The sequence below is a fragment of the Synechococcus sp. R6-10 genome, assembly GCF_047461815.1.
Lineage (GTDB): Bacteria > Cyanobacteriota > Cyanobacteriia > Thermostichales > Thermostichaceae > Thermostichus.
The window spans coordinates 1-21,886 of record NZ_JANSHW010000258.1; the positions used below are offsets into that span (position 1 = coordinate 1).

At 59.0% G+C, this 21,886-nt stretch carries 22 protein-coding genes and 1 pseudogene; 14 read left to right on the plus strand and 9 right to left on the minus strand.

All coding sequences use genetic code 11. From position 1 onward, the window contains the following. A pseudogene (locus NW837_RS07945) lies at positions 1 to 132 on the plus strand (RNA-guided endonuclease TnpB family protein); the annotation flags it as partial. Between the two features lie 26 nt (positions 133 to 158). On the opposite strand, the gene fni reads toward NW837_RS07945, so the two are convergent. Both fni and NW837_RS07955 read right to left on the minus strand, forming a co-directional pair. Then, positions 159 to 1,217, minus strand: coding sequence for a type 2 isopentenyl-diphosphate Delta-isomerase (fni, locus tag NW837_RS07950; protein WP_414330465.1), 1,059 nt, complete (start codon positions 1,215 to 1,217; stop codon positions 159 to 161). A gap of 175 nt (positions 1,218 to 1,392) precedes the next feature. Further along, positions 1,393 to 1,569 carry a hypothetical protein gene (locus tag NW837_RS07955; RefSeq protein ID WP_414330466.1) on the minus strand — a complete coding sequence of 59 codons (177 nt, stop codon included), beginning with the start codon at positions 1,567 to 1,569 and terminating at the stop codon, positions 1,393 to 1,395. Between NW837_RS07955 and NW837_RS07960 the strand changes: the two genes are divergently transcribed. Further along, positions 1,568 to 2,377 (plus strand): response regulator transcription factor, encoded by an 810-nt coding sequence (locus tag NW837_RS07960; protein ID WP_414330468.1) that lies wholly within the window; start codon positions 1,568 to 1,570, stop codon positions 2,375 to 2,377. The genes NW837_RS07955 and NW837_RS07960 overlap by 2 nt on opposite strands. On the opposite strand, the gene NW837_RS07965 is transcribed toward NW837_RS07960, so the two are convergent. Further along, entirely contained in the window at positions 2,374 to 3,435 is a 1,062-nt protein-coding gene (locus NW837_RS07965) for a tetratricopeptide repeat protein (RefSeq protein ID WP_414330471.1), read from the minus strand. The genes NW837_RS07960 and NW837_RS07965 overlap by 4 nt on opposite strands. A gap of 412 nt (positions 3,436 to 3,847) precedes the next feature. Further along, positions 3,848 to 6,448: an alpha-glucan family phosphorylase gene (gene glgP / locus NW837_RS07970; protein ID WP_414330473.1), complete on the minus strand. Its 2,601-nt coding sequence runs from the start codon at positions 6,446 to 6,448 to the stop codon at positions 3,848 to 3,850. A gap of 152 nt (positions 6,449 to 6,600) precedes the next feature. On the opposite strand from glgP, the gene mnmE reads away from it, so the two are divergent. The 4 genes from mnmE to gpmI all read left to right on the plus strand — a co-directional run bounded on the left by mnmE (position 6,601) and on the right by gpmI (position 10,946). Next, positions 6,601 to 7,980 carry a tRNA uridine-5-carboxymethylaminomethyl(34) synthesis GTPase MnmE gene (gene mnmE, locus NW837_RS07975; RefSeq protein WP_414330475.1) on the plus strand — a complete coding sequence of 460 codons (1,380 nt, stop codon included), beginning with the start codon at positions 6,601 to 6,603 and terminating at the stop codon, positions 7,978 to 7,980. Between the two features lie 99 nt (positions 7,981 to 8,079). Next, complete coding sequence (gene dps, locus NW837_RS07980) at positions 8,080 to 8,580, plus strand: DNA starvation/stationary phase protection protein Dps (protein WP_414330477.1); 501 nt, start codon at positions 8,080 to 8,082, stop codon at positions 8,578 to 8,580. 39 nt (positions 8,581 to 8,619) lie between these two features. Continuing rightward, on the plus strand, positions 8,620 to 9,138 hold the full coding sequence (locus NW837_RS07985; protein WP_011434229.1) for a tetratricopeptide repeat protein: 519 nt from the start codon (positions 8,620 to 8,622) through the stop codon (positions 9,136 to 9,138). A 215-nt stretch (positions 9,139 to 9,353) separates the two neighbouring features. Then, positions 9,354 to 10,946 (plus strand): 2,3-bisphosphoglycerate-independent phosphoglycerate mutase, encoded by a 1,593-nt coding sequence (gpmI, locus tag NW837_RS07990; RefSeq protein WP_414330479.1) that lies wholly within the window; start codon positions 9,354 to 9,356, stop codon positions 10,944 to 10,946. A 14-nt stretch (positions 10,947 to 10,960) separates the two neighbouring features. On the opposite strand, the gene NW837_RS07995 is transcribed toward gpmI, so the two are convergent. Together NW837_RS07995 and NW837_RS08000 are read right to left on the minus strand one after the other, a co-directional pair. Next, a complete protein-coding gene (locus tag NW837_RS07995; protein ID WP_414330481.1) occupies positions 10,961 to 11,275 on the minus strand; it encodes a hypothetical protein in 315 nt (104 codons plus the stop codon). After that, positions 11,272 to 11,859, minus strand: coding sequence for a DUF3177 family protein (locus tag NW837_RS08000; protein WP_011434226.1), 588 nt, complete (start codon positions 11,857 to 11,859; stop codon positions 11,272 to 11,274). The genes NW837_RS07995 and NW837_RS08000 overlap by 4 nt, the downstream gene beginning before the upstream one ends. A 526-nt stretch (positions 11,860 to 12,385) precedes the next feature. On the opposite strand from NW837_RS08000, the gene NW837_RS08005 reads away from it, so the two are divergent. The 8 genes from NW837_RS08005 to NW837_RS08040 all read left to right on the plus strand — a co-directional run bounded on the left by NW837_RS08005 (position 12,386) and on the right by NW837_RS08040 (position 18,315). Then, complete coding sequence (locus NW837_RS08005) at positions 12,386 to 12,790, plus strand: hypothetical protein (protein ID WP_238376806.1); 405 nt, start codon at positions 12,386 to 12,388, stop codon at positions 12,788 to 12,790. A 5-nt stretch (positions 12,791 to 12,795) separates the two neighbouring features. After that, positions 12,796 to 13,542: a F0F1 ATP synthase subunit A gene (gene atpB, locus NW837_RS08010; RefSeq protein WP_414330483.1), complete on the plus strand. Its 747-nt coding sequence runs from the start codon at positions 12,796 to 12,798 to the stop codon at positions 13,540 to 13,542. 221 nt (positions 13,543 to 13,763) lie between these two features. Then, on the plus strand, positions 13,764 to 14,009 hold the full coding sequence (gene atpE, locus NW837_RS08015; RefSeq protein ID WP_414330485.1) for an ATP synthase F0 subunit C: 246 nt from the start codon (positions 13,764 to 13,766) through the stop codon (positions 14,007 to 14,009). Positions 14,010 to 14,103: 94 nt separating this feature from the next. Then, positions 14,104 to 14,577, plus strand: coding sequence for a F0F1 ATP synthase subunit B' (locus NW837_RS08020; protein WP_414330487.1), 474 nt, complete (start codon positions 14,104 to 14,106; stop codon positions 14,575 to 14,577). 35 nt (positions 14,578 to 14,612) lie between these two features. Further along, positions 14,613 to 15,176 carry a F0F1 ATP synthase subunit B gene (locus NW837_RS08025; protein ID WP_414330489.1) on the plus strand — a complete coding sequence of 188 codons (564 nt, stop codon included), beginning with the start codon at positions 14,613 to 14,615 and terminating at the stop codon, positions 15,174 to 15,176. A gap of 20 nt (positions 15,177 to 15,196) precedes the next feature. Then, entirely contained in the window at positions 15,197 to 15,745 is a 549-nt protein-coding gene (atpH, locus tag NW837_RS08030; protein ID WP_414330491.1) for an ATP synthase F1 subunit delta, read from the plus strand. 43 nt (positions 15,746 to 15,788) lie between these two features. Continuing rightward, positions 15,789 to 17,309 carry a F0F1 ATP synthase subunit alpha gene (gene atpA / locus NW837_RS08035; RefSeq protein WP_011434218.1) on the plus strand — a complete coding sequence of 507 codons (1,521 nt, stop codon included), beginning with the start codon at positions 15,789 to 15,791 and terminating at the stop codon, positions 17,307 to 17,309. Positions 17,310 to 17,370: 61 nt separating this feature from the next. Continuing rightward, complete coding sequence (locus NW837_RS08040; protein ID WP_414330493.1) at positions 17,371 to 18,315, plus strand: F0F1 ATP synthase subunit gamma; 945 nt, start codon at positions 17,371 to 17,373, stop codon at positions 18,313 to 18,315. 5 nt (positions 18,316 to 18,320) lie between these two features. Here the strand turns inward: NW837_RS08040 and NW837_RS08045 are convergent, their stop codons facing one another. The 3 genes from NW837_RS08045 to NW837_RS08055 all read right to left on the minus strand — a co-directional run. Further along, entirely contained in the window at positions 18,321 to 20,021 is a 1,701-nt protein-coding gene (locus NW837_RS08045) for an ABC transporter permease (RefSeq protein WP_414330495.1), read from the minus strand. Positions 20,022 to 20,114: 93 nt separating this feature from the next. Then, the gene (locus NW837_RS08050; RefSeq protein ID WP_414330496.1) at positions 20,115 to 21,383 is read right to left on the minus strand and encodes an esterase-like activity of phytase family protein; all 1,269 of its coding nucleotides are present in this window, start codon (positions 21,381 to 21,383) and stop codon (positions 20,115 to 20,117) included. A gap of 173 nt (positions 21,384 to 21,556) precedes the next feature. Then, positions 21,557 to 21,886: extracellular solute-binding protein (locus NW837_RS08055; protein WP_414330498.1), on the minus strand; the 330-nt coding region annotated here is incomplete at its 5' end.

Below are 21,886 nucleotides of genomic sequence, written 5' to 3' on the forward strand. Positions count from 1 at the left end.
GTGATTGCGCTCTTGGGGGCTGTCGTAAACCAGCCTAGAGGTTCGGGCCTGTTTTGTTCTCTGGTAGAGCAGCGCAGGCTCAGGGCTACTGAAAGCCCGCTCCGTACCGCTTTAGCGGTCGGAGTCGGGTAGTTTACTTTGTGGCAAGTGCTTGGAGTTTAGGGCAAGGGATCCCAAGTATCCTGCCGCCGCAGGGTAGCTTGTCGCAGCCGAGCCAAGTTGGCCGATCCAGTGCAAAAGGCAACAATGCGCAGCTCCTCGATCACGGCGCGAAAGGTGTCCACCACTGCCTGCATCTGTCCTTGGGAGACGGCGTGTAAAGCGGGGGCGGCCATACCCACCACATCGGCTCCCAGACGGATAGCTTTGGCCGCGTCGATGCCATTGCGGATGCCGCCGCTGGCCACCAGGGGTAAGTCCGGCAGCAGGCGACGAATTTCCAGCAGGGACAAAGCCGTTGGGATCCCCCAATCCCTAAAGCTGTGGGCGATGCGTTTCTTGAGAGCATCTGTTTGGCGATGGGCCTCCACCTCGCTCCAACTGGTGCCGCCCGCTCCCGCCACATCTAGGGCCGCCACACCGCATTCGGCCAGCCGCTGGGCTACCTTAGCACTGAGGCCATTGCCCACTTCCTTCACCACCACCGGCACCGGTAACTGCGCCACCAACCGTTCGATGCGGCCATACAATCCACGCCAGTCGGGATCCCCTTGGGGCTGAACCGCCTCCTGGAGAGGATTGAGGTGCAGAATCAGCGCATCCGCCTCGATCATCTCCACCGCCCGTCGCGCCTGCTCCAACCCATAGCCGTAGTTGAGCTGAACGGCACCCAGGTTGGCCAGCAGCAGAATATTCGGGGCCACTTGGCGCACCTGGTAAGTCCGGGCTAGCTCTGGATGTTCCAAGGCTGCCCGCTGGGATCCCACCCCCATGGCAATGCCCAACTGTTGGGCGGCGGCGGCCAGTTGTCGGTTTAGCTCATGGGCAGCCTCTGTTCCCCCCGTCATGCTGCTGATGAGCAGGGGTGCCTGTAGGCGTTTTCCCAAGAATTCGCAGCTCAGGTCGATCTCCGACAACAGCAGCTCCGGCAGCGCCACGTGCTCAAAGAAAAACCGCTCAAAGCCGGTGCGGATCCCTTTGGCAGCCACATCCTGCTGCAGAACAATGTCCAGGTGATCCTGTTTGCGCTCGGAAATGGGGGGGAGAGAATCGGCCATCGCGTCAGCAGTGCGGAGCACCTTGGTCTTGGTAGAGATTGTCAGTCTACAACGCCGTGCGCTGCCAATCGCGTTAGCGGGACGGAGTCCTTAGGCGAACAGCATTGCCCGTTCGCGCTAGCGGGACGGAGTCCAAGGTGACTCGCTATCTACAACGACAGCGGTGCGGTTCCCGTTAGGGTGCCGGAGGCATGGCACTGTCGCGGTAGCGGTGCGGTTCCCGGTAGGGTGCCGGAGGCATAGCACTGTCGCGGTAGCGGTGCGGAGCACTGTCGCGGTAGCGGTGCGGAGCACTGTCGCGGTAGCGGTGCGGAGCACTATGATGTGGGCGGGATCCCAACCGAACAGCCATGCAACCCTTGCACATCTTGCTGGCAGAAGGCAACCCTCATCTGCGCAGCTTGCTGTGTTGGCATTTGCAACAGGCCGGACACCAAGTTTGGGCAGCAGAGACCCTTCGCCAAGCAAAGACTCTGCTGCAACACCAGCCCATTCACCTGCTGATTTTGGATGCGGAGCTGTCCAACCGCGGCGGGCTGCAATTGTGCCGGTGGGCCCATCGCCAGTACGATCTGCTGATTTTGCTACTCTCCCACCGGGGATCCGAAGCGGACATTATCGCCGGCCTAGAAGCAGGAGCGGACGATTACCTCACCAAGCCCTTTAGTATGCAACTGCTGGATGCCCACCTTCTAGCCTTGGCTCGGCGGCGACAGCGGCATATTCCTCCCACCTTTCTGCAGTATGGGGATCTCAAAATTGACCTGGTGCAACGGCGCGTCGCCTTGGCTGGGGAAGGGATCGACCTCACGCCCCAGGAGTTTAGCCTGCTGATGGTGCTGGTGCAGGCGGACGGGGATCCCGTCTCTCGTCTAGAGCTACTAGAGCGAGCATGGCCGGATTCCACCGATAACCCTCGCACCGTCGATACCCATATCCTCTCGTTGCGAAAAAAGCTGGAACGGGATCCGCGCCAGCCCAGCTTGATCCACACAGTGCGCAATGTCGGCTACTGCTTCGGTCTCAACCCCCCGCTGCCTCAGGAACAGAAAACCGTTTCAGTGGCTGCAGGCGTTTCGGGATCTGGGCCTCAGCGGCAGCGTCGTGGAGTTGCAGCGTCAGGGGAGGCACCTGCAAATCAATCAATCAAATCCCGCTAGGCAGATTGCGCAGGATCCCAGTCGGGATTGCTAAGTTGCAGCAGAGACCGGCGTACCCGCTGCTCCAAGGCCAGGTTGTGATGTCGGCGGCTGACCTGCAAAGCTGCCTGCAAATCCGAAAAAGCTGTTGCTTTATCTCCCATATTCCAGTAGGCCAGCCCTCGTCCGTACAAGCCATACTCGTCGGAGAGGTCAATCCGGTTCATATCCGCTTCCAGGCGAAAGGCCCGCTCGTAGTCGTCCAAAGCAGCTTTGATCTCCCCCAGCGCATAGAGAAGGTTGCCCCTGATGTAGAGAACGTTGGGCTGCTGGGGTTCTCTTTCTAAGCTGCGGCTGAGGTCGGCAATGGCCTCGTCAAAGTAATCACCACAGGCGTAGGTCACCCCCCGCTGGTAGTAGTGGGCTGGGCTGGGATCCCAGTCAATAGCCTGCGACCAATCGGACAAAGCCGCCTCCCAGGTGCCCAGGTAGCTGTGTAAACGGGCCCGCTGGGAATGGGCAAGCGCTGAGGTGGGATCCAGGCGGATGGCTTCATCCAGGTGGGCTAGGGCCAAAGGCAGGGATCCCTGTTGCACGAGCAGGTTGGCCAAGCTGAGGTGGTGGGGGACGTTGGGGTGTAGGCGCACCAGTTCAGCAAACTCCGCCGTTGCTCCCTGGAGATCCCCCTGAGATTGACGAATCAGCCCGCGGTAAAAATAGGGTTCTGGTCGCCGCGGGGCCAACCGGATCGCCTGGCCGAAATCCTCCAGGGCCTGGGGAACTTGGCCGAGGGCAAAGTAGGCTTCTCCCCGCAAAATGTAGGCGTTGGCCAGGCAGGGATCCCGTTGCAGAGCCAAGCTGAGCTGTTCAATAGCCCCCAGCAAATCCCGGTTCAGCCACCGTTCTCGACCACGGTTGTAGGCCAAGATGGCCGGACGGGTAAAGGCAGAGATGGCGGCTGCACCCACCAGGCCCATCACTGCCAAAAGACGATCCTGCCGCCAGCTGGCCATGCTCCCCAGCAACAGGGCAACCGCAATCAAAAGGCGCAAACCGGCAGAGTCGTGGGCTCTGAACATACTGCTCTGCACCGCTGTTACGAGCGTATCCTGTTTTTTTAATCTGCTCGCGAGCTTCTCTCTGATTCTGCCCGATTTGGCAGCGAAAAACGCCGAACAGCTCAAGCCCAAAAAGCTCCCGTAGCTCACTTGGATCAAGAGTAGAAAGGGGATCCCCGTGCTCCTCCCAACCCTTTAGCTTGTGGGGGTGTGGGGGTAGCTAAGCCCCGCACTGTACCCGTAGCGTCAGTGTCGGGATACAGATACCCCCACATGGTGTATGATGAGAGTAGTTGCACAAAACGGCTTTGCCGGAATCTGGTGCAGCTACGCGGTGGGACATCCCGTGTCTGCTCGCAGAGGGTTCTTGCGTAGGCTCCCCGATGAAGCGAGAAGCCCACACTGTACCCGTAGGGTCAGTGATGGGAGTATGTCACGCCCAGAGCATCAACCGCAGCTCATAGGGATCGTGCATGTCGGGGTGAAAGGGCAGCAGGCGGATGGCCAACCCTTGCAAGCCGCTGGCCTCATAGCAAATCTGGCCGGAGAAGATGGCCCGATCCTCCACCGTCTCCACATAGCGCAGGGAGATTGCCTGTCCTTTCTGGATCTGGCCATCATCCTTGACCGGCCCCTGATAAGCTTGCACGATCACATCCTGAGGTCGCAGGGATCCCAGCCGCACTTCCACCGTCACGGTGAGGGGATCCCTGGCCATCACCACTTGGTCATCCTGTGCCAAGGCAAGGCCGGCAGCGGCAGCTTTCTTCGGGGTTTCGATCTGGACGTTGAGAACCTGGATGTTGTACCAATGCTCCTGCAGGTGGTTTTGCCAACGAACGAATTGGCGGGCCGACTCGAAGTGGTCACGGCGCATGCGGTCGAAGTAGTTGCTGAGAGGAATGTAGGCTCGCTGGACGTACTCCAACACCATGCGCTGCGTGCTGAACTGGGGGCAATTGCGGCGAATCGCCTGCTTCATGCGCTGGATCCACTGATGGGGTAGGCCATCGCTGCCGCGCTGGTAGAAGAGAGGGGCAACCTCTTGTTCCAGCAGGTCGTAGAGGGCATTCGACTCCACCTCATCTTGATAGGCGCGATCCTCATACTCCTCACCGCGGCCAATGGGCCAGCCGGTCTGGTAATAGTCAGCCTCGTCCCACCAGCCGTCCAAAATACTGAGGTTCTGTCCACCGTTGGCTGCCGCCTTCATGCCACTGGTGCCGCTGGCCTCCCGGGGGCGCAAGGGGTTGTTCAGCCACACATCCACCCCGGCCACCATCAAGCTGGTGACATACATGTCGTAGTCCTCAATGAAAACCAAGCGCTGGCGAAACTCCGGCTGCCGCGACACCTGCACGATCTGGCGGATCAGCTCTTTGCCGGGTATGTCGCGGGGGTGGGCCTTGCCGGCAAAGATAAACTGCATCGGGTACTGAGGATGGTTGAGCAAAGCCTTGAGCCGTTCCAGGTTGTGGAACAAAAGGGTGGCCCGCTTGTAGGTGGCAAAGCGGCGGGCAAACCCAATGGTAAGCACCTCCGGGTTGAGGGCCTCAGAGGCCCGTTGGATCTCAGCCGCTGAGGCAGCCCGTTTCTGGAGCTGTTCCATCAAGCGCTCGCGGGTAAAGTTAATCAGGCGGGAGCGGCTGCGCTCGTGGGCCCGCCACAATTCCCCATCCGGAATCCGATCCACCTTTTTCCAGAGGGGATCCGAAGGAGGAGCCTCTGCCCAATCCGGCCCCAGGTAGCGGTCGTAGAGGGCTTGGTTCTCCTCCCCCACCCAGGTGCGGACATGTACCCCGTTGGTGATGGAAGTAATCGGCACTTCTTCCAGCGGGATCCCAGGCCACAGCCGGCTGAACATCTTGCGGGAAACCGCCCCATGCAGCTTGCTCACACCGTTGACAAAAGAGGCCATGTTGATGGCCAGCACTGCCATGCTGAAGGGAGATTGGAAGTCGCCGGTATTTTCCCGTCCCAAAGCCAAAAAGCGCTCCCGGCTCAGGCCCATCTGGCTGTAGTAGAAGCCGAGGTAGTAATCGATTTTGTCGGGCGGGAATAGGTCGATCCCGGCGGGCACCGGCGTGTGGGTGGTAAACATCTGGCTGGACTTGGCCACCTGCCAGGCCTCTTCAAAGCTCAGCCCCTGCTCCACCATCAACAGGCGAATCCGCTCTACTGCCAAAAAGGCCGAGTGCCCTTCGTTCATGTGGTAGACGGTGGGATGGATGCCAAGGGCGCGCAAAGCCCGCACGCCGCCGATCCCCAGCATGATCTCCTGGTGGATGCGCAGATCTTGGTCGCCACCGTACAGCTCATCGGTGATGTCTTGGTCGTACTGGCTGTTGGGCTCGATGTTGGTGTCCAGAAGATAGAGGGGCACCCTCCCCACCGTCACCTTCCAAATGCGGGCGAACACCTTGCGGTTGGGATAATCCACCTCAATGCGAATTTCGCGGCCCTCCGCATCTCTCTGCAGCTCCAGGGGCATGTTAAAGAAATCGTTAACTGGGTAGCGTTCCTGCTGCCAGCCGTCGGGGTTGAGGTACTGGCGGAAATACCCCTTTTGGTAGAGCAAGCCCACACCCACCAGGGGCAAGCCCAGGTCGCTGGCCGCCTTGAGGTGATCCCCGGCCAAAACCCCCAAGCCGCCTGAGTAGAGGGGTAGACAATCCGCCAAACCAAACTCTGCCGAAAAATAGGCGTAGCACTCCCCTTCCACCGCTTGGGCCGAACGATACTTGCGATACCAAGTGTCCTCCTGCAGGTAGCTCTGCAGTTGTTGGCTGGCCCGTTCCAACTGGGCCAAAAAGCCGGGATCCTCCGCCAACTCATCCAGCCGTTCCTGCCGGATCCGACCCAGAAGAGCCACCGGGTTGTGGGCACAGGCATCCCACAGATCGGGATCCATGCGCCGGAATAGGCTGCGGGTTTCTACGTTCCAACTAAAATGCAGGTTGTAAGCCAACAAGCGCAGACTTTCCAGCGGAGTAGGCAGGTAGGGAGTGACCTTAAACGTGCGTAGCGGCTTCATAAAGAATCCGGGAGGAGCGTTGTTTCCACTGTCAGGCTACCTTGCCCTCAGCCTGAGGGCGTGGCTTTTTAACTTGAATGTCGATTTGTAATCCAGTGGATGCCGAGCTGTAATCCAACGGCTGCTCGAACTCCCTCAGGGCTCTATTTGGGATGGATCCGACTGCGCCCCTGGCCGATACGATCGCTGCCATTGCCACTGCGGTGGTGCCTGAACAGGGCAGCGTGGGGATTGTGCGCCTTTCCGGGTCACGAGCCCTTCCCATTGTCCAAGCCATCTTTACCCCTGCCCGCCGCAACGCAGTCTGGGAGAGCCATCGGCTCCTCTACGGCTGGATCCGCGACGAGAAAGGCCAAATCCTAGACGAAGCGCTGGCCGTTTGGATGCAGGCCCCCCGTTCTTACACCCGCGAAGATGTGACAGAGCTGCATTGCCACGGTGGCATCATGGTGGTTCAGGCCACGTTGCAACAATGCCTGCGGCAGGGGGCGCGGCTGGCTCAGCCGGGGGAGTTTAGCCTGCGCGCTTTTCTGAATGGCCGCATTGACCTCACCCAGGCCGAGAGTGTGGCCGATCTGGTGGCGGCCCGCTCCCCTCAGGCAGCCCGGATGGCCTTGGCGGGCTTACAGGGCAAGCTAGGGGGATCCATTCGCGCCCTGCGCCAGGAGCTGCTGGGTTTGTTGGCAGAAATTGAGGCTCGCCTCGACTTTGAAGAGGATCTGCCCCCCTTGGACGTTGCTGCTTGGCAGGCCCGGCTCCAAGCTATTCAAGCCCAGATGCAAGCCCTGCTGGCCACGGCAGAACGGGGACAACTGCTGCGCACCGGGGTGAAGGTGGCCATTGTCGGGAGGCCCAATGTGGGCAAGTCCAGCCTGCTCAATGCTTGGTCAGGACAGGATCGGGCCATCGTCACCGATCTGCCCGGCACCACCCGCGACTTGGTGGAATCCCACCTGGTGGTGAAAGGGATCCCCGTTCAACTGCTGGACACTGCCGGCATCCGCGCCACCGAAGATCCGGTGGAACGGCTGGGGGTGGAGCGCTCCCAACGCCTAGCCCAGGCTGCCGATGTGCTGGTGCTGGTCATCGACGCCCAAGCGGGCTGGACGGCTGCCGACGCCGCCATCTACGAGTCGATCCGCCATCGCCCCCTCATCCTGGTGATCAACAAAACCGACCTCGCCCCGCCAGAGGGGATCCCTCTCCCCCCCGAGATTGCCCACCGCGTCCCCGCCGTTGCCGCTCAAGGGAAAGGGATCCCGGAGCTGGAAAGAGCCCTGGAGCAGCTCGTCACCCAGGGACGTCCCCAGCCCAATCTGGAGATAAGCCTGAACCAGCGGCAGGCCGCTGCCCTCCGACAAGCCCAAGCCAGCCTGGAACAGGTGGGGCAGGCCATCCAAGCTCAGCTCCCCCTGGACTTTTGGAGTATCGACCTGCGGGGCGCCCTACATGCCCTTGGCCAGATCACCGGCGAGGAGATCTCGGAATCAGTGCTGGATCAGATCTTCAGCCGCTTCTGCATCGGTAAGTAGCCCCCTAACTCATACTCATTTTGAGTTTGTGTTACTATGGGCTCAGTTGGGAAGCCGAAGCGGATCCCCGATAATGGAAACACAATTAGGAGATTAGGCATGGTTACCGCCGAGAAAACCCGTTTGTACCCCACCCGGATCGACTTGCCGGCAGAGGCTCGCGCGCAACTGGTGGAGCTGCTCAACCAGTCCTTGGCAGACACGTTGGATCTGAAGACGCAGGTGAAACAGGCCCACTGGAACGTTAAAGGCATGCACTTCATCGCCTTGCACGAGATGTTCGACACTTTTGCCAGCACCCTGGAAAACTACGTGGACATGCTGGCGGAACGGGTTACGGCGCTGGGGGGCATCGCCCGCGGCACGGCTCGCATCGTTGCCCAAACCTCCACCTTGCCGGAGTACGATCTGGCCGCTGAAGAGGGTCGGGATCACCTGCAGGCTTTGGCAGCCCGTTACGCTCAATATGCAGCTTCCGTCCGCCGCAACATTGACCGCACCACCGAACTGGGGGATGCCGACACAGCAGACCTGTTCACCGAGATCTCGCGCCAGATTGACAAAGATCTTTGGTTTATCGAGGCTCACCTGCAGGCGTGACGCCAGCGAGGCCAGTCACAGGCAAGTGGATCAAGCAAAATGGGCGTTAACGTTCCCCTCCTGTATTTGGTGGCTCTGGCCAGTATCCTCGGCGTGGCGGGCTTCTTTGTCCTGCGGGAGGTGCTGCGGGTACGGGCCCAGGAAAAGGTCATCCGTGAGCTGCAGCCCCGCCTGAGCAAAGGCAAGGGATCCCCGCAGGAGCACTACGAGTTGGGCAGCGTCTATTTGCAAAAAGGCCTCTACGACCAGGCGGTTGCCCAGCTCAAAAAAGCCCTAGAAGTGGCCGGGGAGAACATTCCCCCCGTCTGCAACGCCCTCGGTTTTGCCTACTTCAGCCAGGGGCAGTACGACTTGGCCATCCGTTACTACAAGGATGCCGTGGCTGCGGATCCCGGTTATGTAACTGCTTGGAACAATCTGGCCCATGCCTATGAGAAGAAAAATCTCTATGGCCCAAGCCTGGAAGCTTACGAAACTGCCCTGAAGTTGGATCCCCGAAATGCCATTGCTAAGCGGCGCTCGGAGTCTCTGCGCAAACGGTTGCAGCCCAGCCCCTGAGGATCCCATCTGCAATTCCATCCGCAGAAATACTCTTGACCGCAGCACAGTTGTCCATAGGAGTTGGCTCTAAAGACTCCATCCTGCCTGTGCAGGCACTTCCTTATCCTCTCAAAAGAAGATTGATAATACTGAAATCTTGAGCGCAAATGTAAGATCCGGTATCGTGTTGCCTGGGCTGGTATTATGTCTTAAATAAAACGAGAGGCCATTTCATGGATTCGCAATCGGTAGCACCTGTGGTTTTGGTGATCCTGGATGGCTGGGGTTATCGGGATGCTCTCGATGGCAACGCGGTGCTGGCTGCGGAAACCCCTGTCCTGGATAGCCTTTGGGCTGCCTATCCCCACACCCTGCTGCAAGCTTCGGGTCGGGCCGTGGGCCTGCCGGCAGGACAGATGGGCAACTCTGAAGTCGGGCACCTGACCTTGGGGGCAGGGCGGGTGGTGCCGCAGGAATTGGTGCGCATCAGCGACGCGATAGAGACAGGATCCCTCTTCCAGGATCCCTTGTTGATGCAAGTTTGTCGCCAGCTCAGAGAGCGAGGGGGCCGTTTTCACTTCGTTGGCCTTTGCTCCGAGGGGGGGGTTCACTCCCACATCGACCATCTCTATGGGTTGCTCAAGCTGGCGGCCCAGGCTGAGATTCCGGCCTATGTCCACGCCATCACCGATGGCCGCGACACCTTGCCCCGCGATGGTGCCAGGGTTCTGGCCGCCCTGGAAAAAGAGCTGCAATGGCTGGGCAATGGCGTCATCGCCACCCTGAGCGGACGCTACTACGCCATGGATCGGGATCGCCGTTGGGAGCGCACCCAAAAGGCCTACGAGATCATGACCCAAGACGGCCCTGGCCGTGGACAAAGCGCCGCGGAGGTGATGGAAGCTTTCTATGCCCAGGATCTCACAGATGAGTTCATCCCGCCCACCCGCCTGGCTCCGGGGGCTGTGCAGCCGGGAGATGCGGTGCTTTTCTTCAACTTCCGCCCAGATCGCGCCCGCCAACTTACCCAAGCCTTTGTCTGCCCAGATTTCTCAGGCTTTCAGCGCCCCTTGCTGCCGGATCTCACCTTCATCACCATGACTCAGTACGAGGCGGATCTGCCGGTGCAGGTGCTGTTCAAGCCCCAGAACCTGGATCACCTGCTGGGCCAAGTGGTGAGCGAGGCCGGCCTCAAGCAATTGCGCATTGCTGAGACGGAAAAATACGCCCATGTCACCTACTTCTTCAACGGCGGCATCGAGCAGCCCTTCCCCGGCGAAGATCGCATCCTGGTGCAAAGCCCGCTGGTGACCACCTACGACCAGGCGCCGGAGATGTCGGCAGTGGAAGTGACCGACAAGGCGATAGAGGCCATCGCCCGCCGCGAATACAGCCTGGTGGTGCTCAACTATGCCAACCCCGACATGGTAGGTCACACTGGCAACTACGAAGCCACCATCCGCGCCCTGGAAACGGTGGATCGCTGTTTGGGCCGGCTGCTGGCGGCAGTGGTAGATGCGGGAGGCACCACTTTGATCCTGGCGGATCATGGCAATGCAGAGCTGATGTGGGATGAGAACGGCAACCCCTGGACGGCCCACACCACCAACCCCGTTCCCTGCATTCTGGTGGAGGGGGAAAGGCGCAAAATCCCCGGCTGTGGCGGCGATGTCAAGTTGCGCTCCAACGGCACTTTGGCTGATGTGGCCCCCACTCTGCTGGAGATCTTGGGCCTGCCTCAGCCCCCCGAAATGACAGGACGTTCGCTTTTGCAGCCGGCAGAATACACCATCCTCCAGCGGCAACCCAGTCCTGTGGGGCGGTAGGTGCCAGGGATCCCTTACTCCGTCACTGGGATCCCTTCTTGGGCCAGCCATGCTGTTAGCTCTCCCCAGTTGCGATAGACAGCCAGAACCCGTGAGCGATCGGGGTGATAGGGGGCAGCCAAGCGCTCCAACTGCAAAAAGCGGGCCTGGGGAGGGATCACCGCCGCTTCGGGATCGGGGGGAGTGGGTCGGCGCAAGGAGCTGCTGTAGCCGCGGTAGATCAGCACCAGATCAGACTCTCCCTCGCTTTCCACCTCCACCCGCAGCACCTCTTGCGGGTGGTCTTGGCTATAGCGCTCCAAGGCCAAGGGCCAAGGCAGGGCCCTCATGCTTCCAGTTCCCCCTTATCAGTTCCGGGTCGCAGCCGCCAGACAAAGTAGAGGCTGTAGAGCAGGTAGGCCACCAGCCCCCAGGCCCCCACGCTCCCCAGCAGCTCCGGCGATACATTGGGATGGAAGATCTCCCGAAACCCCAGCGGTGGCCCAAACCAAGCCCGGCACTCCTCTGGCAGAGAAGTGCGGAAAGCACAGGGCACAAAGGCCCCCGAAAAGAGGATCCCGGCCCCCATATAACCAGTCAGGCCCCACCGCCAGAGCAAAAAGGCTCGCGCCGCCCAGGTTCTCGACTGCTCGAGAGCAGCACTCCAGTCCCGCCAAAACCAAAGACAAACCAAGATCAACAGCCGCGCCATTGCTCCACTGAGAAAGCTGACGGGCAGGCCCCCAATCATCAGGTACACCGTCACCGCCAAGAGGCTCGATACCCGCCAATAAACGATCAATAGCTGAATCAAGGGCCGCAACCCCACCGCAAAAGCCCAAATCAGCAGCAGCAATGGCATCACCACCGTCAGCGCCACTGCCAAGCGGTAGTCCAGCCAGATTGCATCCACCAGCCAACTCTGGGGAGTCATCCTCACCCTCTGCCACTCCTGCCCCTTATTAGTATTAGTATATGAAACCTGGGGGATCCAGGACGGGACACAGAGAGTTACGGAATGTTAACGCCTGCTGACCATCCCCAGCAAAACTTTACACCAGACAGCTTTCAGAAAGTTTTCCATTTTGCCGCTACCGATCCCCGAAAGTGGTAGATTCTTAGCTAGCTCCTCAGAGGAGTATCCCTGTCGTTCGGAAGGCCAGCTGCCTGTCTGAGCGACCAGCGGAGTCTCCTTCAGACCTTGGCCCAACTTAATCTCATTAAGTATTGTTACTTAATCGTGTTATCTTGGGTTAAGGTCAAACCTTGAGAGGCATGACCTCGAAACCATGGCCCGTTCTTCCAGACTCCTCTCTCACAGTTCTACCCGTTGGAAGGCGACCCAGTGGAAGCCCAGACCACTGCCTCCCTTGGAGAATGCACCTCCTTCTCCGAAGCGGGAGGAAGAGACAGGGGATCCAGTTGCGTCAGAGCCACCCCTTGCCCTGGGGAAGCCCGATTTGGCGAGGAAGGTGAAGGGTGGAGCTAGGGGGGCAGCAGTTGCTGGCAGCGGGAGCTATGAAGCGCTGCAGCTATGGCTGGTGCTGGTTACCTTGGGGGTAAGTCTGGCCATTGCCGTGGGAGTGGCCCTGGTTTACTCTCTGGGGGTAGCTGCCAACTACTTGCTGGGGGCGGTTGTTGGCGTGGTTTATCTGCGCATGCTGGGCCGCGGCGTAGCGGAGCTGGGCAAAAGCCGCAACCGTTTGGGGGTGACGCGTTTGGCTCTGTTTGTCGGGCTGATCGTTTTAGCCACTCAGGTGAAGTCTTTACAGATATTGCCCATTTTCCTGGGGTTCATGACCTACAAGGTCACCCTGCTCATTCATCTTGTCCAGACCTTGACCCGTTCATCTTCTTCTGTGTGATGCCCATGAACCTGTCCTTCTCCTCTCCTCCTCTTTTGGCAGAACTCGAGGTCGGCCATCACCTTTACTGGCACCTGGGCAAATTCACGGTTCACGGGCAGGTTTTGATCGCCAGCTGGATCGCCATTGCCCTGATCTTGACGGTGGTTATCTTGGGCACCCGTCAACTGCAGCGGGAGCCGGCTGGTCTGCAAAACTTTGTCGAGTATGCCCTGGAATTTGTGCAGAGCATTGCCCGTGCCCAGATTGGCGAGAAAAACTTCCGGCCCTGGGTACCCTATGTCGGCACCTTGTTCCTGTTCATCTTCGTCTCCAACTGGATGGGCAACCTCTTCCCCTGGAAGTTAATTCCCCTGCCGGAAGGGGAGTTGGCCTCCCCCACCAACGACATCAACACCACTGCCGGGTTGGCGCTGCTCACCAGCATCATGTATTTCGTGGCCGGCATCAGCAAGCGGGGGCTGTCTTACTTCAAAAAATACATTGAGCCTACCCCGATTCTGCTGCCCATCAATGTTTTAGAAGATTTCACCAAGCCCCTCTCCCTGAGTTTCCGTCTGTTCGGCAACATCCTGGCCGAAGAGCTGGTGATAGCGGTGTTGGTGTTGCTGGTGCCTCTGTTTATCCCAGTGCCGGTGATGATTTTGTTTCTGTTTACGGGGGCGATTCAGGCTTTGATCTTCTCAACCCTCTCGGCAGCTTACATTGGAGAGGCGCTGGAAGGTCATGGAGGAGGGGATCACCACGATTGATCCCGCTGGTCGGTCGATCCATCTTGAACCTTTTCGGGAGGATCATCTCAAATGGGTCAGCGCAAGGGATCCCTTCTTTTGGTAAGGTTTGTTGGGGCTGACAGATTGGTTCTGAAAGCCGCCGACAAGGGAGTGATTTGAGGCTGTAGTGTATCAGACCCGATCACCTCTGAAGCTCAAGAGACGTTGTTGTTGTGTCAATCACCAAGGAGCATCTCACTATGGATCCGTTAACCTCTGCTGCTTCTGTTCTGGCTGCTGCTCTGGCCATTGGTCTGGGATCCCTGGGTCCCGGTCTGGGTCAGGGGAATGCTGCCGCTGCCGCCATGGAGGGGCTGGCCCGTCAGCCCGAAGCGGAAGATAAGATCCGCGGCAACTTGCTGGTCAGCTTGGCTTTCATGGAAGCTTTGACCATCTACGGCTTGGTGGTGGCGCTGGTGCTTTTGTTCGCCAACCCCTTTGCTTAACTCTCATCGGGGGCGGACTGCATTGATTTACCCATCCGCCCGCCCCCTCACCCAGCTCCATCTCAGACTCAGTTCCTGTTGGGGTTGCAACGTCATGTTCTTTCCAACCTTGTTGGCTGTTGAAGCGGCTGAAAAAGGTGGTCTTTTCGATCTGGATGCCACCCTGCCCCTGATTGCCATTCAGTTTTTGCTGTTGGTGGCAGTGCTCAACTCCCTCTTCTATGAGCCGGTTACGCGGGCTATCGACAGCCGCAGCGACTACATCCGCACCACTCAAGCGGAAGCCCAAGAGCGGTTGGACAAGGCGGTGTCGTTGACCCGACAGTATGAGTCTGAGATCAGCCAGGCCCGCTTGCAAGCCCAGCAGGTGATCGCTGAGGCAGAGGCTGCAGCTGCTCGCATTCGTTCCGAGAAACTGGCTGCTGTGCAGGCAGAGATCCAGCAGAAGCTGGAGGCGGCGCGGCTACAGGTCGAGCAAGAGAAGCAGGCAGCCCTCGAACAGCTGCAGCAGCAGGTGGATGCCATTGCCGCCCAGATTACCCAGAAACTGTTGGGCAGTGCTCGTTAGATCGCTGGTTGGAAGTACTTTTGGAGGAGCTTGCGATGCCTGTGTGGAGTTGGGTGGCCGGTTGGATCTTGGCTGTGGCCGAGACCACGGAGCTACTCCCAGAAGCCAAGGCAGGAGAGGGGGATCTCTTGGCCAAGATTCTCGAGAGCAACCTGATCAACATCGCGATCATTCTCACCTTGCTGTTTATCTTTGGTCGCAAAGTGGTGGGAGAAGCCCTGGCCAAGCGGCGGGAGGGGATCCTAGAAGAACTGCGGCAAGCGGAGCAGCGCAAACAGGAAGCCATCGAGAGGCTGGCGGAGGAGCAGCAAAAGCTGGCCCAGGCTCAGCAGGAGGCTGAACGTATCCGCAAGCAGGCGGAAGCCAACGCCGAAGCCCGTCGGCAAGAGTTGTTGGAGCAGGCGGAGCGGGAAGTGGAGCGGCTGCGGGCCAATGCTGAGAAAGAGTTGTCTAGCGAGCAGGAGCGGGTTTTTCAGGAGTTGCGTCGGCAGATCGTTCGCCAAGCCCTGAGCAAGGTGGAGCAGGAGCTGCCGCAGCACCTCAACGAAGAGACCCACCGCAGCCTGATCGAGAAAGGGATCCAAATGATTGCCCGCTAACTCTCAAGGAGGAGAAAGGTATGATCAGCAGCACAATGGCTGAGAAGGTGGTGGATCCCTATGCCGAGGCTCTCATTGCTCTTGGGTCAGGCCAGGGATTGCTGGACACTTTTGCCGCCGATATGCGCTTTATTGCCGAGGTTTTGCGGGCTACGCCGGAGCTGGGCCAGTTTCTCGCCAACCCGGTGATCAAGGCTGAGGCCAAAAAGAACCTGCTGCAGCAAGTATTTGCCGATCAGATCCACCCTCTGCTGCTGAATGCGCTGAAGTTGTTGACCGACCGCCGCCGTATCATGTTTCTCGGGGCTGTCTGCCGGCGCTTTTTGGATCTGCAGCGGAAGCTCCAGAACATTGTCCTGGCCGAGGTGACGACGGCGATACCCTTGACGGAAGCTCAGCAGCAGTCAATTCGCGAGCGGGTGATGGACTTCACCCAGGCCAGCGGTGTGGAGTTGCAAGCCACTCAGGATCCGGAGCTGCTGGGAGGGGTGGTCATCAAGATCGGATCCCAGGTGATCGACCTCAGCTTGCGTGGACAGTTGCGCCGGCTTGCCTTGCAGTTGGCCTAAGTTGGTTTTTGAGGATCCCTTCCCATTACTTGAGAGGACTGCTATGCCTACCATTCGCCCAGACGAGATTAGCACCATCATCAAACAGCAGATTGAGCAGTACAACCAGGAGATGCAGGTCTCCAATGTGGGGACAGTTCTGCAGGTGGGGGATGGCATTGCCCGCATCTACGGTTTGGATAAGGTGATGGCCAGCGAGCTGCTGGAATTTGAGGATGGCACCACCGGTATTGCCCTCAACCTGGAAGAAGACAACATCGGTGCCGTGCTGATCGGCTCCGGGCGGAATATCCAAGAGGGATCCACCGTCAAATCCACGGGCAAGATTGCCAGCATCCCGGTGGGGGAAGCCCTCTTGGGCCGCGTGGTGGATCCCCTGTGCAACCCCCTCGACGGCAAAGGCCCGATCCAGTGTACGGAGTCTCGCCTGATCGAATCTCCGGCACCTGGCATTGTCGATCGCCGCTCTGTGTACGAGCCCCTGCAAACCGGCATTACCGCCATCGATGCCCTGATCCCCATCGGGCGGGGGCAGCGGGAACTGATCATCGGCGACCGCCAAACCGGCAAGACCACCGTTGCTGTGGACACAATCCTGAACCAAAAAGGGCAGGATGTGATCTGCATTTACGTGGCCATTGGTCAGAAGCAGAGCACCATCGCCCAGGTGGTGGGCATCCTGACCGAGCGAGGGGCTATGGACTACAGCATTGTGGTGGCTGCCGGCGCCGATAGCCCGGCCCCGTTGCAGTGGCTGGCCCCCTACTGTGGCGCCACCATTGCTGAATACTTCATGTACCAGGGCAAACACACCCTGGTGGTCTATGACGACCTCTCCAAGCAGGCGGTGGCTTATCGGCAAATGTCGCTGCTGCTGCGCCGTCCACCCGGTCGGGAAGCCTATCCTGGGGATGTGTTCTACCTGCACTCGCGGCTATTGGAGCGAGCCGCCAAGCTGAGCAGCCAACTGGGAGAGGGATCCATGACGGCACTGCCGATCGTGGAAACCCAGGCCAATGACGTGTCGGCCTACATTCCCACCAATGTTATCTCCATCACCGATGGGCAGATCTTCTTGGAATCGGATCTGTTCAACGCTGGCATCCGCCCGGCCATCAACGTCGGGATTTCCGTCAGCCGCGTCGGCTCGGCAGCTCAGACCAAGGCGATGAAAAAGGTGGCTGGCTCCATCAAGGTGGAACTGGCGCAATACCGCGATCTGGAGGCCTTTGCCCAATTTGCCTCTGACCTGGATGAGGCTACCCAAAAGCAACTGGCCCGCGGCCAACGGCTGCAGGAGTTGCTGAAGCAGCCACAGTACTCTCCCCTGTCTCTGGATCAGCAGGTGGCCATTATCTATGCGGGGACGCGAGGCTATTTGGATGACATTCCGGTGGAGAAGGTCTCCAGCTTCAAACAGGGCCTTTTGGCTTACCTGGGCACCACCCATCCCAAGTATGGCGAGATCGTCCTCTCCACCAAGCAACTCACCGACGAGGCAGAAGAAATCCTGAAAACGGCCATCACAGAGTTCAAGCAGAGCTTCGTGGCCAAGGCGGCCTAGGGTGACGCGGATCTCTCCTGGCCCGGATCCCTGTCGACCACCAAAATAGAGGGAGTAGGTTATGGCAAACCTCAAGCGCATCCGCGATCGCATCAAGGCGGTGAAAAACACCCGCAAAATTACGGAGGCCATGCGGCTGGTGGCAGCAGCTCGGGTGCGGCGCGCCCAAGAGCAAGTGATGGCCACCCGTCCCTTCGCCGACCGGCTGGCCCAGGTTTTCTATCGACTGCAGACGCGGCTGCGACTGGAGGATGTCAACTTGCCTCTGCTGAAGCAGCGGCCCATCCAGACGGTGGGGCTGTTGGTGGTGGCCGGGGATCGGGGCTTGTGCGGAGCCTACAACGCCAACGTGATTAAGCGCACCGAGGAGCGGGTTCGCGAGCTGCAGGAGACAGGGCAGCAGGTGCAGCTTTACCTGGTGGGCCGCAAGGCGGTGCAGTATTTCCAGCGGCGCTCCGCTCCCATCGCCAAGACCTACGTGAATTTGTCGCAGATCCCCACGGCGGCTGAGGCTGCCCAGATTGGGGATCAGCTCCTCTCGGCCTTCTTGTCGGAGAAGGTGGACAAGGTAGAGCTGCTCTATACCCGCTTTGTCTCTTTGATCAGCTCCCGTCCGGTGGTGCAATCCCTGTTGCCCCTCGATCCGTCGCGGTTGGCCACTCAAGACGACGAAATTTTTCGTCTTTTGGTGCGGGGCGGAGAGTTTACTGTCGAGCGCAGCAAAGTCATCGCAGCGGTCTCGGCCCCACCTCAGGACATGATCTTTGAGCAGGATCCCGTGCAGATTTTGGATGCACTGCTGCCGCTGTACTTGAACAACCAGTTGCTGCGGGCTTTGCAGGAGGCGGCGGCCAGCGAATTGGCAGCTCGCATGACGGCCATGAACAACGCCAGCGACAATGCCAGCGAGCTTATCCGCACGCTGGGTCTTGCCTACAACAAAGCTCGCCAGGCGGCCATTACTCAGGAGATCCTGGAGGTGGTGGCCGGAGCAGAAGCCCTGTAGACTTCTCAGAGGGGATCCCCTGAGGAGCCGAGGTTGCGTTGCCGCGCCATCTGGGAGTTGAGCAGAATCACCGGCAAGATCCCCACCAAGACAATGGCCAAGGCCGGTGCCCCTGCTTCCGCGAGACGCTCATCGGCTGCCAAACGGTAGGTCTGCACCGCCAAGGTGTCGAAGTTGAAGGGCCGCAGCACCATCGTGGCCGGCAGCTCCTTCATCACATCCACAAATACCAGCAGCATGGCCCCCAAGAGGCCACCCCTCATCAAGGGCAAATGCACCTGCCACAGGGTGCCCAGGGATCCCTGTCCCAGGCTGCGGGCTGCCTCATCCAAACTGGGGGGAATGCGCAGCAGCGTGGCCTCGACGGTGGCCAAAGCCACGGCCAAAAACCGCACCAGGTAGCCGAACACCAAAGCCGTGAGGGTACCGCCGATCACCAGGCCGGGTGGCTGTTGCAGCACCACCTGCCGCAGGTAGCTCAGCAGTTGATCCAACCACCCTAGGGGAATCAGAACCCCCACTGCAATCACCACCCCAGGCAGCGCATAGCCCAGAGAAGACAACTGCACCGCCAGCCGCAGGCCCCACGGGGATCCCGCCCGTCCTAGCCCCTGCATGCGCAGCCCGTACAGCACCACCACCGACACGGAAACGGCAATGACAGCCGTGATGGTGGATAGCCAAAAGCTGTTCTGGGCGTAGCTCCAAAAGCGGCGACCCAACTCCCCCTGGCGCAGGGTCATGCGGAGCAGGATCAAGGCCGGAACGACGAAGCCCAGCCCAATTGGGATCCCACAGGCTAGCCAAGCCCCCACCGCCCGGATCCCTTGTAGGCGGTAACGGGTTGGGGTGGGTTTGAACCCTTGGCGATAGTAGCGCGCCCGCCGGCGGGAGACCTGCTCCATCGTTATCAGCAGCAACACCAGCAGCAACAGCAGCGCCGAAAGCTGAGCCGCCGCCACCGGATTGCCCAGGGCCGTCCAGGTGCGGTAGATGCCGGTTGTAAAGGTATCTACCCCGAAATAGCTGACGGTGCCGAAATCGTTGAGGGTTTCCATCAAGGCCAGCAGACAGCCGGCCACGATCCCCGGTCGGGCCAGCGGCAAAGCCACCTTGAAAAAGCTGGCCCAAGGCCCGTAGCCCAAGGAGCGGCTTACCTCTAAGCAGGCCACCGATTGCTCCTGAAAGGCCAACCGGGCCGAGAGGTAAACATAGGGATAGAGGGTGAGGATCAGCAGCAGGATCGCCCCCCACAACGAGCGAATGTTAGGGAACCAGTAGTCGCCGATCCCCCAACCCGTAATCCGCCGCAGCCAGATCTGGAAACCGCCGGTTACCTGCAAAAAATCGGTGTAGGCGTAGGCCAACACATAGGTGGGGGCCGCCAAGGGCAACACCAGCATCCATTCCAGCCAGGCCCGCCCCCAAAACTGACACATGGTCACCAGCCAGGCAGTGCCACTGCCCACCAGGATGACCCCCGCCGCCACCCCTGCCATCATCACCAGGCTATTGCGCACATAAAGCCCCAAGACCGTATCGGCCAGGTGCTCCCAAACCTGCCGCTCGTCCGCAAAAAGGCTGAGCAACACCGTAAGGACAGGAACGAGAATGAGACCGCTGAGGGTCAGAGTCAGAAGCGCCCAGCCGTTCAGAGGAAAGAAGCCACTTCCCGGCAGAGATTTGCTCAACAACTTCAACCTCATCTCTTTGTCCATCTCAACAGGCGGGAGCTACCTCTTGAGCAACTCCTGGGGAAGAAAAGGGGATCCTCCAGGGATCCCCAACCAAGTTTTCTCTCAAAACAAGCTCTTGGGCAGCTTAACGAAATAAACGATGTTCTCGTCTTGCTTGTTACCAAGGTAAGGCATAGTTTTTTCTTGAGCCGCGCCCTTTTCCGAGACGATGCCAAAGTCGTCGTCGTTAACTATCGCTAGGGTAGTTGAGTTGAGAATGGCCAACCCCTCGGGCTTGTCGTGGGGATAATTGGGGATCGACATAATGTCAAATACTTCTTCTTTGGAAACGGGCTTGATCCCCGCTGCAATGATTTCCTCTTGGGTTAACTGCTCCAGAGTCTTGCCGTTAACCAGCAGGCCATTTGGACCAGGATCAAAGACATCCGTGGCAGCGGCAGTATCGATTTTGTAGATCTTCTTCGTAACCTCTTTGTCCTCTCCCGGCGTTTTGCCATCCCGTTCGAGAACCAGGAAGGTTGTGTCGGTAATGGCGACAATTTCGCTAACAGCGGTGCCAGTTCCCTCTAAAGGATAGAGGTATTCTTTGAACTTGCCCGTGGCCAGTTCATAGAAGAGTATCCTGCAAACAGTTGCGGTCTTTTGAACATCTTTGTTGGGGTTCAAAAGCGGAGACTGCATGATGCCGACCAAGTATTTCTGATCGGGCGTCAGAGTTAGCCCCTCCATGCCGCGATTGGGGCGCCGATTTTTGTAAACTTCTGGAAGCTTTTTGCCGCCAACTCCACTTCCAAAAGGATTTAGCCACTCGATGGCCTTGCCATTGGAATCAAAATGGATCAAGTGAGGTCCGTATTCGTCGGCAACCCAAAAGCTTCCATCTTTGGCCACCGCGATCCCCTCTGGATCGATACCTTTGGGATCCGGCGCAAGCTGCTTGCCGCTGAGATCGTAGGCATTCTCTCCCGTTCCCCCCGAGTCAGATGGATTGGGGATCCCGGTGAGATTTTTGCCTGTCTCGTCTTGCAGCAGGATGACCCTGTCCAACTTGAAGCCCTTGCCGTCCAAAGACAATCTGGCAACTTGAGGGGTAAAGTCTGGCTTAGGGAAAATCTTGTCGTTTGACTCAGCTCCATCAATATTGGGACCGCGATCGGTGAGCACATAAAAATATTGGCCATCAAAGGCAAGGCCAGAGCCAAACCCACCATTGTAGATTTTGACGCCGTTTTCTGTGGTCAAAAGCAGATCCCGCTTTGGAACAGGAGCCTTTTCGGGAAGGTTTTCAATTGCCTTTGCCGGGCTATTGGTGTAGAAAGAAGTTAAAGAAAGCAGGAGCAAGAACAAGCCTGCTGTTCGCAGTTGTTTCATTTGGCAAACCTCCAGAAGCTTTTGAAAAAGAAAGACAGGACGCCTGAGCGGCCTCGAACGGAAGCAACGCCCTCCTAGAGTATCGACGCTTGGCCAAGAACCGTCAAGCTGCTTAACGTTCACGGCGTCAAGCAATGAAAGGCTGCACTCAGGGCCTGTCCTGGAGGCCTGATCTACTTCCAACCGGCCCGATCCATTACCTTTAGGGCATCAGGGGTGACGCGGCCAATGCTGGCGGCGTTGATCGTATCTTCCTTAAAGGTGCCAAAGCTGGCCACCAACGAGTCGATCTCAGCCCCGGGCAGTACCGGGTACTCATTGTTGCTCTGGGCAAAAATGGCCTGCGCCTCTGGCCCGGAGAGAAACTCCAAAAATTGGATGGCCGCGTCTTTGTTGGGAGCTGTTTTCAGAATGCCGGCCCCGCTGATGTTGACGTGGGTGCCACGATCCTGCTGGTTGGGGAAGAAGACGCCGATTTTCTCGGCTACGGCGCGCTCTTCTGG

Bases quoted from the DNA above. Each gene is read 5' to 3' on its own strand.
- glgP (WP_414330473.1), bottom strand. From the start codon at position 6,448: ATGAAGCCGCTACGCACGTTTAAGGTCACTCCCTACCTGCCTACTCCG.
- gpmI (WP_414330479.1), top strand. From the start codon at position 9,354: ATGGATTCGCAATCGGTAGCACCTGTGGTTTTGGTGATCCTGGATGGC.
- NW837_RS08040 (WP_414330493.1), top strand. From the start codon at position 17,371: ATGGCAAACCTCAAGCGCATCCGCGATCGCATCAAGGCGGTGAAAAAC.
- NW837_RS08050 (WP_414330496.1), bottom strand. From the start codon at position 21,383: ATGAAACAACTGCGAACAGCAGGCTTGTTCTTGCTCCTGCTTTCTTTA.
- fni (WP_414330465.1), bottom strand. From the start codon at position 1,217: ATGGCCGATTCTCTCCCCCCCATTTCCGAGCGCAAACAGGATCACCTG.
- atpA (WP_011434218.1), top strand. From the start codon at position 15,789: ATGCCTACCATTCGCCCAGACGAGATTAGCACCATCATCAAACAGCAG.
- NW837_RS08025 (WP_414330489.1), top strand. From the start codon at position 14,613: ATGCCTGTGTGGAGTTGGGTGGCCGGTTGGATCTTGGCTGTGGCCGAG.
- NW837_RS07960 (WP_414330468.1), top strand. From the start codon at position 1,568: ATGCAACCCTTGCACATCTTGCTGGCAGAAGGCAACCCTCATCTGCGC.
- NW837_RS08020 (WP_414330487.1), top strand. From the start codon at position 14,104: ATGTTCTTTCCAACCTTGTTGGCTGTTGAAGCGGCTGAAAAAGGTGGT.
- NW837_RS08045 (WP_414330495.1), bottom strand. From the start codon at position 20,021: ATGAGGTTGAAGTTGTTGAGCAAATCTCTGCCGGGAAGTGGCTTCTTT.
- atpH (WP_414330491.1), top strand. From the start codon at position 15,197: ATGATCAGCAGCACAATGGCTGAGAAGGTGGTGGATCCCTATGCCGAG.
- NW837_RS08000 (WP_011434226.1), bottom strand. From the start codon at position 11,859: ATGACTCCCCAGAGTTGGCTGGTGGATGCAATCTGGCTGGACTACCGC.
- NW837_RS07965 (WP_414330471.1), bottom strand. From the start codon at position 3,435: ATGTTCAGAGCCCACGACTCTGCCGGTTTGCGCCTTTTGATTGCGGTT.
- mnmE (WP_414330475.1), top strand. From the start codon at position 6,601: ATGGATCCGACTGCGCCCCTGGCCGATACGATCGCTGCCATTGCCACT.
- NW837_RS07995 (WP_414330481.1), bottom strand. From the start codon at position 11,275: ATGAGGGCCCTGCCTTGGCCCTTGGCCTTGGAGCGCTATAGCCAAGAC.
- atpB (WP_414330483.1), top strand. From the start codon at position 12,796: ATGAACCTGTCCTTCTCCTCTCCTCCTCTTTTGGCAGAACTCGAGGTC.
- NW837_RS07955 (WP_414330466.1), bottom strand. From the start codon at position 1,569: ATGGCTGTTCGGTTGGGATCCCGCCCACATCATAGTGCTCCGCACCGC.
- dps (WP_414330477.1), top strand. From the start codon at position 8,080: ATGGTTACCGCCGAGAAAACCCGTTTGTACCCCACCCGGATCGACTTG.
- atpE (WP_414330485.1), top strand. From the start codon at position 13,764: ATGGATCCGTTAACCTCTGCTGCTTCTGTTCTGGCTGCTGCTCTGGCC.
- NW837_RS07985 (WP_011434229.1), top strand. From the start codon at position 8,620: ATGGGCGTTAACGTTCCCCTCCTGTATTTGGTGGCTCTGGCCAGTATC.